General features: G+C 40.9%; 14 protein-coding genes. All 14 read right to left on the bottom strand.

What is annotated here, in order from left to right; all coding sequences use genetic code 11:
• Positions 1–180: 180 nt before the first annotated feature.
• Positions 181–660 (bottom strand): AAA family ATPase, encoded by a 480-nt coding sequence (locus AC0L4E_RS06205; RefSeq protein WP_473678464.1) that lies wholly within the window; start codon positions 658–660, stop codon positions 181–183.
• 195 nt (positions 661–855) lie between these two features.
• Positions 856–2,076 (bottom strand): BamA/TamA family outer membrane protein, encoded by a 1,221-nt coding sequence (locus AC0L4E_RS06200; protein ID WP_473678463.1) that lies wholly within the window; start codon positions 2,074–2,076, stop codon positions 856–858.
• Entirely contained in the window at positions 2,076–3,389 is a 1,314-nt protein-coding gene (locus tag AC0L4E_RS06195) for a DUF4056 domain-containing protein (protein ID WP_473678462.1), read from the bottom strand. Before AC0L4E_RS06195 ends, AC0L4E_RS06200 begins: the two co-directional genes overlap by 1 nt.
• A complete protein-coding gene (locus AC0L4E_RS06190) occupies positions 3,386–4,240 on the bottom strand; it encodes an alpha/beta fold hydrolase (protein WP_473678461.1) in 855 nt (284 codons plus the stop codon). The genes AC0L4E_RS06195 and AC0L4E_RS06190 overlap by 4 nt, the downstream gene beginning before the upstream one ends.
• Positions 4,241–4,378: 138 nt before the next feature.
• Positions 4,379–5,242: a virulence protein gene (locus AC0L4E_RS06185; protein WP_473678460.1), complete on the bottom strand. Its 864-nt coding sequence runs from the start codon at positions 5,240–5,242 to the stop codon at positions 4,379–4,381.
• A 494-nt stretch (positions 5,243–5,736) separates the two neighbouring features.
• The gene (locus tag AC0L4E_RS06180; RefSeq protein ID WP_473678459.1) at positions 5,737–6,141 is read right to left on the bottom strand and encodes a hypothetical protein; all 405 of its coding nucleotides are present in this window, start codon (positions 6,139–6,141) and stop codon (positions 5,737–5,739) included.
• Positions 6,135–6,938, bottom strand: a complete 804-nt coding sequence (locus tag AC0L4E_RS06175; RefSeq protein ID WP_473678458.1) for a class I SAM-dependent methyltransferase — start codon at positions 6,936–6,938, stop codon at positions 6,135–6,137. Before AC0L4E_RS06175 ends, AC0L4E_RS06180 begins: the two co-directional genes overlap by 7 nt.
• 179 nt (positions 6,939–7,117) lie before the next feature.
• Positions 7,118–9,115: a methyl-accepting chemotaxis protein gene (locus AC0L4E_RS06170; protein ID WP_473678457.1), complete on the bottom strand. Its 1,998-nt coding sequence runs from the start codon at positions 9,113–9,115 to the stop codon at positions 7,118–7,120.
• Between the two features lie 187 nt (positions 9,116–9,302).
• On the bottom strand, positions 9,303–10,898 hold the full coding sequence (locus AC0L4E_RS06165) for an ABC-F family ATPase (protein WP_220753387.1): 1,596 nt from the start codon (positions 10,896–10,898) through the stop codon (positions 9,303–9,305).
• Positions 10,899–11,256: 358 nt separating this feature from the next.
• Positions 11,257–11,487 (bottom strand): hypothetical protein, encoded by a 231-nt coding sequence (locus tag AC0L4E_RS06160; protein ID WP_473678456.1) that lies wholly within the window; start codon positions 11,485–11,487, stop codon positions 11,257–11,259.
• A gap of 216 nt (positions 11,488–11,703) precedes the next feature.
• Positions 11,704–12,462, bottom strand: a complete 759-nt coding sequence (locus tag AC0L4E_RS06155; protein ID WP_153916073.1) for an SDR family oxidoreductase — start codon at positions 12,460–12,462, stop codon at positions 11,704–11,706.
• 68 nt (positions 12,463–12,530) lie between these two features.
• Positions 12,531–13,436, bottom strand: coding sequence for a 3-hydroxyisobutyrate dehydrogenase (gene mmsB / locus AC0L4E_RS06150; RefSeq protein WP_473678455.1), 906 nt, complete (start codon positions 13,434–13,436; stop codon positions 12,531–12,533).
• Positions 13,437–13,463: 27 nt separating this feature from the next.
• Positions 13,464–14,579, bottom strand: a complete 1,116-nt coding sequence (locus tag AC0L4E_RS06145) for an enoyl-CoA hydratase/isomerase family protein (RefSeq protein ID WP_473678454.1) — start codon at positions 14,577–14,579, stop codon at positions 13,464–13,466.
• Entirely contained in the window at positions 14,579–15,388 is an 810-nt protein-coding gene (locus AC0L4E_RS06140; RefSeq protein WP_473678453.1) for an enoyl-CoA hydratase, read from the bottom strand. Before AC0L4E_RS06140 ends, AC0L4E_RS06145 begins: the two co-directional genes overlap by 1 nt.
• Between the last annotated feature and the right edge of the window lie 10 nt (positions 15,389–15,398).

Here is a 15,398-nt window from a genome sequence, read left to right as displayed (position 1 = left end):
GGAATATTGGTATTAGGAGACGTTGGAGTTTGATCTGGGGGATTCATTTACAGTCCATTTATAAGTTATTGTTTTATGGAATGATGCCGGACACAGTTTACGTATCGGCAGCCATTGGCATACTACAATAGCTAATAGAAAATTCCCATCACCTGAGCCTTATCTATAGACGTGAAATCATTATTGGTTAGCAGTGAACATGGTTTTGACACCTACAAATTGCTCAAATAACTTCTCATGGGCAAGCTTCGAAAAGGTATCGCTGCGAACATCATACTGAGCAATCCAATCAATCAGCATGGCCAAATTGGCATCTTGAGCTTGTTTGTTAGAATACTTATGAGGTTCCCAAGGGCGGTTTTTAGCGTTACTAATACAATCATTGACGGGAAGATTTAGAAAAATCACCTCATCAGCAAAAGGCGTGGCTAGTTCAAGTAAGTCGGTATAGCAGCCTTCAATAACCCACGAGTCATGCCGGCTAATAAACTGCTGGATTGAACGATTAGATTCAGATAACGAGGTTCTTTGCGGTGGATTAACAGCTTGCCAAGCAATGGTATCTAAATCCAAATGCGATAAATGACTTTGCTCAGCGAGCTGTTTAGCAAGAGTTGACTTACCCGAACCTGAGTTTCCAAAGATAATGACTTTACTCAAAATAATGCCTCACTATTGGCTTAAATTATTACAGCACTGCTATCTTCTATAAAAAACGGCTATCTTCTATAAAAACGACTATTAAAGTATTTACCTGAATTATGGTTATTTAGTTTAACTCAAAACCCTGAGCTTAGATCAAGACTACGTTAATACTTGAAGATTGAAATGCTTGAAGATTAAAATGCTCAATCATTAAAACGCTTCATTGACGTTAAAGTAAAAGCCTGTATCACCATCGCCAAAGGCTAAATCTAACCTAAGGTTCACTCTTGGCTTCACTTCAAAGCGATAGCCTATACCGGTATTGGGTAACACGCTTGATGATGCTAACTCACTGAATTTGTCTGCAATCACCCCTGCACCAACCCAATAAACCATACCATGACGGCCAGATAAGTTTTGACGATATTCAACTTGTGCTAACAACATTTGCTTGTCTCGGTAACGACCGGAGGTGTAACCCCGAAGTAAGTATCCACCGCCCGCTTTTGATAACTGATCCCAGGGCACATCACCATGAGTAAATCGGCCACGAATTTGCCATGCTAAAACATCCGACTCTGCCACTTGATAATAAGTACTATAAAGAGCATTAACGATTTCAAAATCAGTTTTGCTGCCTAATTCTTTACGATAAATACCAGTATCAATTTGGGCAATTTTACCTTGCTCAGGGTTTAACACATTGTCTCGGCTATCGTAGCTAACTAGCAGGTTAACCCCGACACTACGAGAGGTTTCCAACAATGGACTGACATCGACATCAGAATCGAGCATATCAATGCTACTCGCTTTAGCATAATTAAAGTCAAAGCCTGCCCCAACAAACACATTTGATGATAATCGATGTAAAAACATTGGGTTAATACGAACTAAACGGCCGTTAAAATCAACACGGTTATCATCTTGATGGTTTTCATCATAACCAACACCATAAAACACATCAGGAATATCAAACATCTCAGCGGTCAAGTAAAAACGCTGCTGGTCTTCGTTTAAAAAGGTTTTATTTTCAAGTGAAACACCCAAAGCACCATTAATTGAAGCTAAGCCGTTAATCACTAAAGAAGATAATTGACTCACTTCATCATTAGGGTCTACTTGATATAAACCTACAGCTGAAATACCAACACCTAAATCCATTTCAGGATTATAAAAAGGCCCAGGTAAAAAACTAAAATCGATCAGTTTATCAGCATCAAACTCACCATCTGCGCCTAAGGTTTGTAAAAACTCTTCAACCCAACCGAGTTGCTGCTCATCAGTTGATGTCGTTGAATCCGCCTGAATTGCTTCATTGTCATTTATCTCGCTGATTTCAATTGGCTCATTTAACTCAGTTGCAAATGCTTGAAATACAGTTAATAAACAACCCGATAAAAGCGCGACTAACCAGTAATGGCGAAATGTCATTACAAAGATCCTTTTGATGTTTGCTCAATGGCTAATGGTAATTGCGGGCGCTGAGATAAATGCTCTTGCAGCATTTGCTTATCTAATATTTGGTTATATTGGCTCAATTCAAAAAAGGCTTGTTGGGTAAAACCATCACGCCACAATGATTCAGGAACATGCTGAAAATTTTGTTCGAATTTTTTGTCGACATGAAGCCATTGCTTGGCGACATCATCAAGTACGACACCATGAACATTATTGGTTAAACGTAAGTTATAAGCCTCTTTCGGTGAGTCATATACGCTTTCGGTATCAGGCCAAACTTCACTATTTTTTGCCATATCTTGCGGGACAAGATACGGCACTTGCATATCACCTAAATCATAATGGCGTTTAAGTAGCATAAATTTATTAGGCATAGGTTCACTGGAATCCCACCAATAACCGTCGATAACATCGAAAAGCGCGTTAGTTTCTGCGGCTGAAACTGGCTCTAACCAAGCAAGAGTGGCAGAAATCCATGATGTCATATGATAGTTATATTGCTGACGAGTCATTGCGAGGTTATTCATTAGCACTGCATAAGCGACTTTCGAGCCAAGCATGTTTGAATATAGATCTTCTGGCGAATAAGCCGATACGTCTTCGGTCCACGGCGCAAAACTGCGATAACCATGATACTGGGCTATCTCATGGGCTTCTGCCATAGAATAAGCAAGACGAACAGCCATAGCCGCTGCTAGCTCCCAACGCTGACTCGCTGTTAAATGGTCAACTTCAAAGGCATCAACTTCAATAGTTCTTGGACCAATTTCAAACGGCAGTGCAATCGACTGCTTTGCACCAAGATTCGGATGAATTTGATAAAACAATGCGACCGCATTATCAGCAGTATCTCTTACATGGGCTAAATCAATAAAGCCGCCTTTACGGGTATAAAGTATGCCATTATTCTCACCACTTCGGCCTTCATCTGGCGCTGATTTTTGGTGACTAAAACTACCTGCTTCATAAGCATGAGCACCTAAGTCTTCAAGAGATATAGTATTAGCATGACGATAAAATGGAATCGTCATAGCGCCTAACTTTACCTTTTGGCCATTACCAAACGCGCAGCAAGGTCGCACACTGGTTGGCAGAGTGATTGGTGCATTCTGCGGCAAGCTAATATCACGCATTAATGCAGGATCCGGTTGGCTATCTAACGCCGCAACTACTGCTGATTCATTAGGCGTTGCACTTACCTGCCATTCACTGCTTGAACAGCCAGCAAGTAAAGTTGTGAGCAAAGCAGCGCCCAACAAAGCAGATTGTTGATAATTAAACATCATTGAATAAAGTCTCTGATCATTTGGCTAATTTCCTCGGGGAAATCATTACTTAAGCCATGGGATGCGTCTGGAATAATAATGATTGGTGCGTTTAAAAACTCTGAAAACTCCCTGCCTTTTTCCAGTGGAAACACTATGTCGTTTTCGCCCCATATTAATAAGGAGGGCGGTAAGTCATTTTTAAAACCAGCAGGGTTCAGTTGGTCGCGATAAGCAGGCAACGTTGTAATAAGGGATTGTTTTTCGGTTAAATAACTAGCGAAGTACTCTTGATAAATTTGCTCATCTATAAAGCCTGGATACCAAGGGTAGTGAACAAATGTCTGCTCTAATAGTTGCCTTACCCCTTCTTTATCGTGGGGCACAAAAACTGCTTCTGGCACTGTTTGACCAAAGCGCTGAGTCATAGCGTCCATATCAGCGTCACCAAATACAATACCTGGGCTTGCCAGCATAATCGCTTTACTAATTGACGGCTCATTGATCATTAAATCAAAAGTAATAAACCCGCCAAATGAAATTCCCACAAGATTCACTTGTTCAAGCTCAAGTGAATTAATAAGTTGCTGAATAGCCTGAGTTTCGCTGCTGATACTTGCAGGAGCGTTACTGAAAGATGCACCAAACCAAAGCAAATCGGGAACGATAACATGATAGTCAGTGGCGAGATCTTGCATCATTTCATACCAACTGGTCATCCCTGTTCCACCAAAACCATGGAGAAGGATAATGGCGGGTGCATTTTGATCCCCACCTTGCCAGTAATGCAACTCGCCTTGCTGTGAAAGTGATAATTGATGGCGCTCAAAACCCGTTTTGACTAACTGGTTTTGTTGATAATTATCCACCATTGAAACGACCGAGCAGCCGCTTATAAATAGTGATAAGAAACTAATAATCAATAGTCGCATATAATTTGAAGTCTATTAATGTAAGAGATACTTGTTTAACTAGATTGTCTTAAAATCAATTAGCTAAGACCAAGTCGTTTAAAAACGATAACCAATACCAGCCATAAAGCTTGTGCGAGTACCAAAACCGCCTTCTAACAGTAAATCAAATCCTTTACCTAAATTAATTTGTCCACCGATTAAGGTGTTCCATTTATCCTCAAGATGCTGGTTTACTTCAAACTTACCATCGCCCAATGGAATGCCAATATCCTTTAAGTAACCACTAAAGGTTTGTTCAACGTTTTGGTACATTGCACCGACCCAAAACTGACTTTCATGGCCAAAAACGCTGGTACGGTAACCGACACGAGGCGAGACAACAATCGAGCTGATTTCGCCATCAAGAATATCGAGATTAGTATTGGTGTAGTTAACATCTAATAAAGCGAACCAATTCCCTACTCCGCCAACGATTGTGCCACCAGCGCCATAGGTTGTGCCTTTAAAGTTAAGTTCAAAATCAAATGGATCCGTCGTTATTGGTGGTAAAGGCCACGGCATTTCCACTTCAATTTGAACGTTTGCCACACTACTGCCTTTTGTTTGACCGATCACACCATAAAAGTTTAGAAATGGCAGCACCCACATGTCAGCTCTAAAAGTGATAGTCTCTGAGTCTTGCATCGCCTCACTGCCATTAATACTCACACGGTCATCAATAATATCGCCAAGACCTGAAAAAGTGACTCCATCGACGACTAACGGTTGCTCCATTGACATGTAATTAACGGTAAAACCATAAGGCTTCGGCAATTCATGACCTAAATCAATCGCTTCTTGAGCCCAAATAGGAAAAGTTCGCTCATATTTTTGTGGTACTTCAATGGCGTCATCAGCGAAAACAAACTGACTAAAAATGGTGATAATTGATAGGAAAAAAACGATGAAAACTCTTAGCATTAGAACAAAACATCCTTACACAACTCAAAGGTAGTCTATGAGTTGAACTTAACTTTTAATGATTCCGCTTTAGATCAACTCCAACCTAATAGTTGTAGAGTTGTAGATAAAATAAACAGCGGAATTTGAAGAGCGAGGATGATAGGGAGGAAGTATTAATTGAAGCTTAAAAAGCTTTCGCATGAATTTTTTCTAATCAAGCAATCTTAATACCTGCCCAAAACTGTAACAGGAAAAGTGACAGGCTTAACCAGAAAGTTGACTGCAGAGCAAAAAAGCTACATATGTATCAAAGGTAACATTTGAGTGTAGAGCCGCAGATAACATCAACACAGATCAATATTTTAGAAAAATACTTTTGCTACAAGGCAAGATTTAAAAAGAAAACTATTCATATATTACTGAGCAAACTTACAGCATTAGTATAAAGGCATTATGACAAATGATTTTTTAGCTTAAGCCAAATCCTAAAACTCAAATTATTGATGTAAGTTTTAAAAATTACAGCTGATTTCGCCTATATCATTCAAAATCAATAGCGCACGCTTATTAATTTCAAAATTAGTCACGTAGCCGCACTTCCCTTCTAGTATGTCACCACTGTTCAGCGTTAATTGATACTCATACTGGCCATCAAGCTGAGCTAAATCATAATAGATTGTATTGTCTTTTTCTGTGCTAATTTCACCAAAGTCCAAGCGACTAAGGGGTAAATTTATCACCGCTGAATCAATGACAAAGTCAGAACGATTTTCTATTGTCACACTTGGGCTGACATAAAAATAGCTTAAGTACATTAATACGATGACAGTTGAAATACCGGCTGCGATCTTAAAGAATATGCTACCCCATCGGTTAGCAATATCCAGTTTATTTCCTGAGTCAAATAGCATTAACACTTAGTTCCTTTGATAGAAAAAACCAGCGGAATAGATTGACCTTTTACCATGGAGTGAAATTGGTTTGGCTGTTTCTCTACAAGGTTTTCGAAGCAATTATAAGGGCTAAACGGAAATTCATTCACGGCATCGATTCGAATACCTGCTTGAATGAGTGCATTAATCACTTCACTGAGTGAGTGCGCCCAAGTCACCATGGTCTGCTTTTCATGAACACTTGTTTCTGTAGCACTCTTCCCTTCAGAGTTTTCAGCTTGAGTATATGATCCCTCAACAACTACATCAGGCTCTGGATTATGAAAGTAAGGATAACCCTCTAATACATCTTGCACTGGGTGGAACTCAGCCATATAGAATGTGCCACCGCTTTTGAGGTTCTCACTAATAATCTGAGCCCATTGAGTTAAACATGGCAACCAACATATTGCTCCAAACGAGGTGAAAACAATATCAAAACTATGCTGACATTTAGCTGAATAACTATAGACATCAGAGCAAACAAACTCTGCATCAATGTTGCACTCAACCGCTAACGCTTTAGCTTTGTTAATCGCGGTCTCAGACAAGTCTACGCCAGTGACAACAGCGCCCTTTCTCGCCCAAGATAAGGAGTCTAGGCCAAAGTGACATTGCAGATGTAATAATGACTTATCAGCAACATCGGTAAGCTCTGCCGATTCAATTTCTGTCAACGATGACTTACCCGCGATAAAGCTTGGTACATCATAAAAAGAAGAGTCAAAATGTATTTTGGCTCGCTCATTCCATGCATGTTTATTGACGCTAAGGTAGTCCATGACTTATCCAACATATTAATTATTCATTGTTATTGGCTCATATTAGCAAAGTAAAATTAAGAATCACATTTTAGGACGAATATTTACTTTTAAATTGCCTATAAAAAAGCCGACGTAATGAACGTCGGCTTAAAATATTAACGCAAATAACTCAGAGAGTTATACTTACTTTTGCTTACTTAGCTTCCCTTGCTTAGGGTAAACTTTTGCACTTGCTCAGACATCGCTGCGGCATCCTCTAATAGGCTTTCATTTAGCTGACTTAGCGATATCGCAATTTGCTGGGTCTGACTGTAGATCTCACTGATTTTCATCGCGTTTTGATTCACTTCTTCCGCCACTGCGGCTTGTTCATGGGTTGCTGAAGCTATTTGCTGATTCATGCTTTCAATCACATCCACATCGGCCACAATTTGCTTAAGCTCCTGCCCTGCATGCTCAACCTCATTAACACTCTCCTCAGCACTCACCATGCCACGTTGCATTGTTTTAACCGCTAACTTAGCGCCCGACTTTAATCTGTCAGTCATACGCTTAATGTCATCGGTTGAAGATTGAGTCCGCTGAGCCAAGGTTCTCACTTCATCAGCGACAACCGCAAAACCACGCCCTTGCTCGCCAGCTCTTGCCGCTTCAATAGCAGCATTTAACGCAAGTAAGTTTGTTTGTTCAGAAATCGCACTGATCACATCCAAAATGGTCGCAATCGACTGCACATCTTGATCGAGTGTTTCTATGGCGATAGATGCTTCGTTGATTTCTTCGGCGAGTTGCTTAATAGATATCGTTGTCTTGTTAACGTCATTATTGCCAATTTGTGCTTCTTTATTAGCAGATGAAGACGCGTCAGAAGCCTGTACTGCATTGGCTGCAATTTGCGTAACTGTCGCACTCATTTCAGTCATAGCTGAAGCAACTTGTTCAGCTTCAAGATAACCCAACTCCACATCTTGTTTCATTGTATGGGCATAACCATTCACTTGTTCAACCACACTCACCACTTGGGTAGCACTTTGACGAACTTGTAAGATAATGGTTTCAAAGTCATTCATCATGGCATTGAATGCATTTGATAGCTGGCCAAACTCATCCGCTGACCGATGCTCAATACGGGTACTTAAATCAAAGTTATTCCCTGCATGAGTCACTTTTTCAAATAAATGGCTCAAGCTGCGGTTAAGATACTTTGATACTGACAGGCTCAACCACGCCAGCAATGTTAAGGAAACTGTAAGTGCTAATAATGATATCCACATCAACTTGCTCGCAGAATCTAAACGATGTTGAGTTAAGGTCATCAAATCATCTGCAAGAAAGTGTTCAAAATCTGTCAGTACATTAATTCTACCTGTCGATGTTTTAAACCAATCTTCTGGATTTTGCTCACTAATAACTGCAACACTTTGTGAGAACGCGATTTGACGAAGTTGTTCAACTTCACTCACTTCTCGCGAACGGCTAGCTTGATCAAACTTCGATATCCAATCTGATGTCGCTAACGCTTTAAAACGTTCAGCGTAAGTATTTTGTTCAGACACTAAGGTAACAAAGCGGGCGTAAACATCGTCTTTAAATCCTTGCTGGCCAAAGGTGGTACTTAATACGGCCCGCTCGATGCCTGCACGCTCTTTAAGCTGTAAAAAAGCCCCGAATGATGCGAGTTTTAATGACAACTCACTGTCAGTGCTTTGCATCGCAGTTTCATCGACCACTGACAATAAAGCCGTGTTTAGCCCAGTGTAATACTTCACTTCATCAGCGACTGAAATCGTTAAGCTATCCACAGCGCGTCTGATAGTTTGTAATTGCTGTAGTTCATTTTTAATTTGACGAAGAGTTGAACTAATTTGAACAGGAAAGTCGTCAATATCAGCAATATTATTAAAGGTACTAATTTGCCTATCAGACATTGCTCTTTGCTTTGGTAAACCATTGGCAAAAGATTTCCCTTGAGAGCCAATAAAGCCAGCACTCATACCACGCTCTTTTTGTAACTCATGTACTAGTGCGCTATTAATAACAGCGAGCTCACTTAAGGAAAGCACTGTGGTTAATTCTGACTTGGTTTCATATTTATTATGCACAAACATGCCGCCATAAATGAGGCAAATAACCAAGGGTGGAATAATCAGTAAAAGAAGTTTGTGTAGCGTTTTAAGATCGGTAATCCATTTCATTGTATCTTTACCCTTAGAGTAAGTGCTCCATGCAATTTCGCGATTAATTACATGCTGTGATGTAATTAAGGCGACTTAATTCTAGATCAAAATAGTTGCTGGTTGTTGTTCGCGCAAAAAAAACCTGTAACAGCTAATTAATTAGCCTTACAGGTTTTTTATCGACATCTAAAGTAAAAACTTTAACTTATCCTTCAACGCCTTTGCTGGCCAAGAACTCATCATAAGTTCCTTTGAAGTCGTTAATGCCGTTTGGCGTCACTTCTAAAATACGTGTCGCAAGCGATGATACAAATGCGCGGTCATGAGAAACGAATAACAAAGTACCTTCATACATTTCTAAGGCGTTATTCAATGACTCAATTGATTCCATATCCATGTGGTTAGTTGGTTCATCAAGCAACAAGATATTTGGTTTTTGCATAATCAACTTACCAAAGTACATGCGACCTTTTTCACCACCAGAAAGTACTTTAACTGACTTTTTAATATCGTCAGAACCGAATAACATACGGCCTAAGATGCCACGAACAGATTGATCGTCATCTTCAGGTTTACGCCATTGGCTCATCCAGTCAAATAAAGTCATGTCGTTAGCAAAATCGGCTTCGTGATCCTGTGCGTAGTAACCAATATTTGAGTTTTCAGACCATTGGATAGTACCAGCATCTTGCGGTAAGTCGTGTACTAAGGTACGTAACAAGGTGGTTTTACCCACACCGTTTTCACCCAAAATAGCAATACGCTCACCGACTTCAGCCATCATATCAAAGCCTGAGAATAACGGTTTTTCGTCAAAACCTTTCGCTAGTTGCTCAACCACTAGTGCATTACGGAACAATTTCTTTTCTTGTTCGAAACGAATGAATGGATTAACACGGCTAGATGCTTTGATTTCTTCAATCTTAATCTTATCAATTTGCTTAGCACGTGACGTTGCTTGCTTCGCTTTAGATGCGTTAGCAGAGAAACGGGCAACGAAACCTTGAAGCTCAGCAATTTGTGCTTTCTTCTTCGCATTGTCTGACTGTAGACGCTCACGGGCTTGCTGCGCAGCCATCATATATTCATCGTAGTTACCTGGATAAACACGTAACTCAGCGTAATCGATATCAGCCATATGAGTACAAACAGAGTTTAGGAAATATCTATCATGCGAGATAATAACCATGGTGCTGTTACGTTGGTTAAGCATTTCTTGTAACCAACGAATGGTGTCGATGTCCAAGTTGTTTGTTGGTTCATCAAGTAACAATACGTCTGGATCTGAAAACAGTGCTTGAGCAAGTAGTACACGTAACTTGAAACCTGGTGCGATTTCACTCATCAGGCCAAAGTGTTGGTCAACACCAATACCTACGCCCATCAGCAAGTCACCAGCACGAGATTCGGCGGTGTAACCGTCCATCTCAGCAAATTCCATTTCAAGCTCAGCAACCTTAATGCCGTCTTCTTCACTCATTTCTGGTAAAGAATAAATGCGGTCACGTTCTTGTTTAACTTCCCACAACTCTTTATGACCCATGATCACAGTGTCAACCACTGAGAAAGCTTCATAAGCAAACTGATCCTGATTCAACTTACCCATGCGCTCGCCTGGATCAATCGACACGTTACCGCTTGTAGGTTCAAGATCACCGGTCAGGATTTTCATGAAGGTGGATTTACCACAGCCATTGGCTCCGATAAGACCGTAGCGGTTTCCGCCACCGAATTTAACTGAGATATTTTCAAACAGTGGCTTTGAACCAAACTGCATGGTGATGTTAGCTGTAGTAATCAAAATGAGATTCCAAAATTCAAGTTATGACAAAAACAAAAAACCAGTGCCGACTTTATTAGCCACTGCGTTTAACAAAATGAGTATTGCTTAACGAGTATAGCGGCTGTATGTAAATAGCACTGGTTTTAAACCACCCTTAAAACAATAAGCATGGTCACAATAATTAGGCGGCGTACTATAGCATTTCAGCTTATTTTTTCAACTTAACTTAGTGCTTTTAGGAGGATAATTCGATGGGAAATTGATGAATTTAATGTGTCTGCAAACTTACATATAAAAATAGCCAACAAGGTCGGCCATTATTGCAGCAAATGCTTTGCTATATCTTAGTTACTTTATCCTAGTTACTTTATCTTAGTTACTTTTTAAAGCTAAACTTTTTAGTGAGCCAAGCAATAGTATCGATTTGCTGTTGTTGCTTTAAACCAAAATAGACACAAATCCATGGCGAAAGTAAAAAGTACCAAGGCATAGTCACACCTAGCTGGTCGTTGAATTGTAAGTAGAAAAAACCAAAATAGATCACCGCTAGTCCTGTAATACCCACAGTTAGCATAGTCATCCGCATTGCTTTCTCTAGCCTTTCCATTTCTTATCCCTATTTTTACTTTTGGTATTAATTTTATGTATTTGCTAGCGTTAAACGCTGCCAAGATGGTAGCAATAATTTAATCAATAAAAAAGCCAACCATTAACAGGCTGGCTTTAATTCAATTACAGTCTTATTTGAAGTGAACTTAAAACCAACATGAAGCAAGTTAAAAGTTGCTAAAAGCAGATGCTATACAGCGTCACTTCAAAAGCATTACATGCTTAAGCCACCATCAATTTCAAATACACGGCCATTAACATAGTCGTTTTCGACAATGAACTTAACTGTAGCAGCCACTTCTTGCGCTTCACCTAAACGGCCAACCGGCACCATTTTCTCTAAACGTTCTAAAGCTTCAGGCTTCATCCCTGCTGTCATTTCAGTCGCAATAACACCAGGAGCAACGGCAGCACTACGGATATTGTAACGGGCCAACTCTTTAGCCCAACCGACGCTCATTGCTGCTACACCGGCTTTAGAGGCTGAATAGTTAGACTGGCCCATATTACCCGCTTTAGCGATACTGGAGATATTAATAATCACTCCAGCTTGCTGTGAGTGGATCATTGCAGCCGCCGCTTCACGACCACATAAGAAGGTGCCCGTTAAGTTTACATTGATAACTGACTGAAATTGCTCGTATGACATACGGTCAGTCACTTTGCCTTCTTTGGCTTTCACCATTAGGCCATCGCGTAAAATACCCGCATTGTTAATTAACACGTTTACTTGACCGAAATCCTCTAGGATGTAATTAAAACCAGCAACGACATCTTCTTCGTCAGTAATGTCCAGTGCGTAACCTTGAACTTCGGTAGAAGCGCCTAAATCAGCACAAGCACGTTCTAATTTTTCTTGGTCTACATCGATAAGCGCCAAACGAGCGCCTTGTGCAGCAAAGTCTTGCGCCATGGCTAAACCTAAACCACCAGCACCGCCAGTAATGACCACAACCTTATCTTTAATTTCCATTAACTGGATCCTTTCTACTCTTTATTAAACCGAGATTATTACTTTGCGAGTCTATTTAAATAAACCCATTATTTTTTATCTGCTGGGGCAAATTGTTCAAATATACTAGAGAAATCACGGCGACCATTGCCCTGACGAGCATGGTTAACGTACATACTGCGCGCTAACGATCCCATAGGTGTACTTGAATTTGATGCTACTGATGCTTGCTGAGATAAACCTAAGTCTTTCACCATCAAGTCGACCATAAAGCCGCCCTGATAATCATTAGATGAAGGCACATTTTCCATCACATCTGGACAAGGGTTATATTTCTCTAAGGTCCAATTGCCACCACTGCTGACTTTCATGATATCAGATAACACTTTAGGGTCTAAGCCATTATCGATACCTAATTGTAATGACTCACTGGTGCCAACCATTAATACTGATAACAGCATATTATTACAAATTTTCGCGATTTGCCCTGCACCAGCAGCTCCTGCATGGAAAATATTAGCGCCCATAACCGTTAATACGGTTTGCGCTTTTTGGTATGCGTTATCACTGCCACCACAAATAAAGGTTAAGGTCCCCGCAGCAGCGCCTGCTGTACCACCCGATACCGGTGCATCCATAAACTCGATACCTTTTTCAGCAGCGTGAGCACCGACAACTTGCGCCGTACCTGCATCAATGGTCGAGCAATCAATCAAAACGGTATCTTTAGCAACCACATCAAGTAGGCCCTTATTCTCGCCGTCACCGATATAAAGATTATGCACATGCTTGCCCGCAGGCAGCATGGTAATGACATAATCTGCTGCTGCAGCTGCGCCACAGGCCGTTTTTGCACTGAGAGCACCTTGCGCCGTTAACGCTTCAACCGCGGCGGGGACTAAGTCAAAAACGGTCACTGTCATTCCCGCTTTAATTAAATTAGCCGCCATTGGGCCGCCCATATTACCTAAACCAATAAATGCTACAGTTGCCATAATAAATTCCTTTTACATATCTTTTAACTAAATGTTTTTTAACGGGTGCTTATCAGCATCCCATGGTGATGTCAGTAGCTGGGTTACTGCTTCTGCGGTGACATCACTTGCATGATTGAAACGCCATTGTGGCTGACGATCTTTATCAATCAACAGCGCACGAACGCCTTCACAAAAGTCACCATGTGAGCAACAATTTACACTCACGCCTAGTTCCCATTTAAACGATTCAGCTAAGGTTTTTGTGGTACCTAAGTTAGCTTGAGCAAAAATTAAAAACCAACTTAACGGGCTACCAGCTAATGCCGTTTTTTGGGCACGCTTTAACCAGTCTAATTCTGTATCTAATGTGGTGATTTGATGATGCACTTCTTCAATTTCACCAGACATCAATTGCTCAATCTGAGGTTGGTAGTCTTTAAGTGGGCTATCGCCCAGCTGTGCAGTTGAACTGGCTTGCATTTTATTCAGTAGCAAAGTGAGTTGCTGATGATTTAAGCTTTCATCATCACTCCAGCTCACTTCAGCGATGGCATCAAATAATGGCTCTTTTTCGTCACTTGCCATGAAATGGTTACCCACATTCACATGATAAGCATCAGCCGCATTCATGTTATAAGCCGTTAAGCCTAAGAATAGCCCTAATTTACCAGGCATTCTGTTTAGAAAATAACTGCCACCCACATCGGGATATAAACCAATGGTCACTTCAGGCATTGCAATGCGGCTGCGCTCAGTTAACACACGGTGGCTACCGCCTGCCATGAGACCTAATCCACCACCCATCACAATTCCATCCCCCCAGACAAGTACAGGTTTGCCGAATTGGTGTAGCAAGTAGTCAAGTTGGTATTCTTGAGTAAAAAAATTACAAGCTTGCGATGTCATTTCGCCAGGATTAGCCACTGAAGCATGATAAATTGCGCGCACATCACCGCCAGCACAAAACGCTTTATCACCTGCACCATCTAGCACAACAAAGGCGATATCATTGTCGTCTTTCCAAGCCAGTAATTGGCTTGTCATGGCCTTTACCATATCAAGGTTTAATGCATTCAATGCTTTCTCAATATTGAGTGTGATCACCCCAATGGATTTACCTGATAAGGTGCCTAATGTTTGAAATATTACATCTTGAGTCATTAGCAGTTCTTCCAATTTGCCGCACGTTTATCCAAAAAGGCATTTACGCCTTCAGCCTGATCTTCTGTATCAAATAAGCCAACAAAAAGCTCACGCTCCAATGGCAAAGCTTGTGTGCGTGGCATAGTACGTCCAGCTTGAATTAGCTTTTTACACACTGTCACACTACTTGGTGATTGACGTGCGACTTTTGCAGCTAATGCTATCGCTGCGTCTAATGATTGACCCTTTTCTACTACTTCTTCTACCAAACCAATTTGCTCAGCTTTCGCAGCATCAATACGTTCACCACAAAGGATCATTCTCTTAGCCCAGCCCTCACCAACCAAAGCGGTTAAGTTTTGGGTGCCACCAGCACACGGTAAAAGACCAACTGTAGCCTCTGGTAATGCCATTTGTGCTTGAGACTCTGCAATACGCAAATCACAGGCTAATGCCACTTCTAAGCCTCCGCCCATGGCATAGCCATTAATCGCTGCAATAGACACACCGCGAAATTCGCTTAAGGTTTCAAAAGCATCACCAAAGCATTTGGCCATTGTCGCAGCATTACCTTTGTCACCATCGGCAAATAATTTAAGATCAGCGCCCGCTGAAAAGAACTTCTCGCCTTGACCTGTAATCACCAAAGCATAAATATTCTTGTCTTCATTTAAGCGCTGCACAATATTTTTCAACAGCACTAAACTGTCTGCTGTCCAGGTATTAGCAGGTGGATTATTTAAGGTTAATACTGCCGTATGTCCATTAATGGTTTCTATAATTGCTTGTGCTGCATCATTGGTTTGAGTTGAGTTTGAGCCTGTCATTGTTCGTTCC

This window comes from Shewanella sp. GJ50-10 (assembly GCF_055808815.1).
The sequence above is the reverse complement of the archived record's forward strand: the minus strand, read 5'-3'. Positions and strand labels throughout refer to the sequence as shown.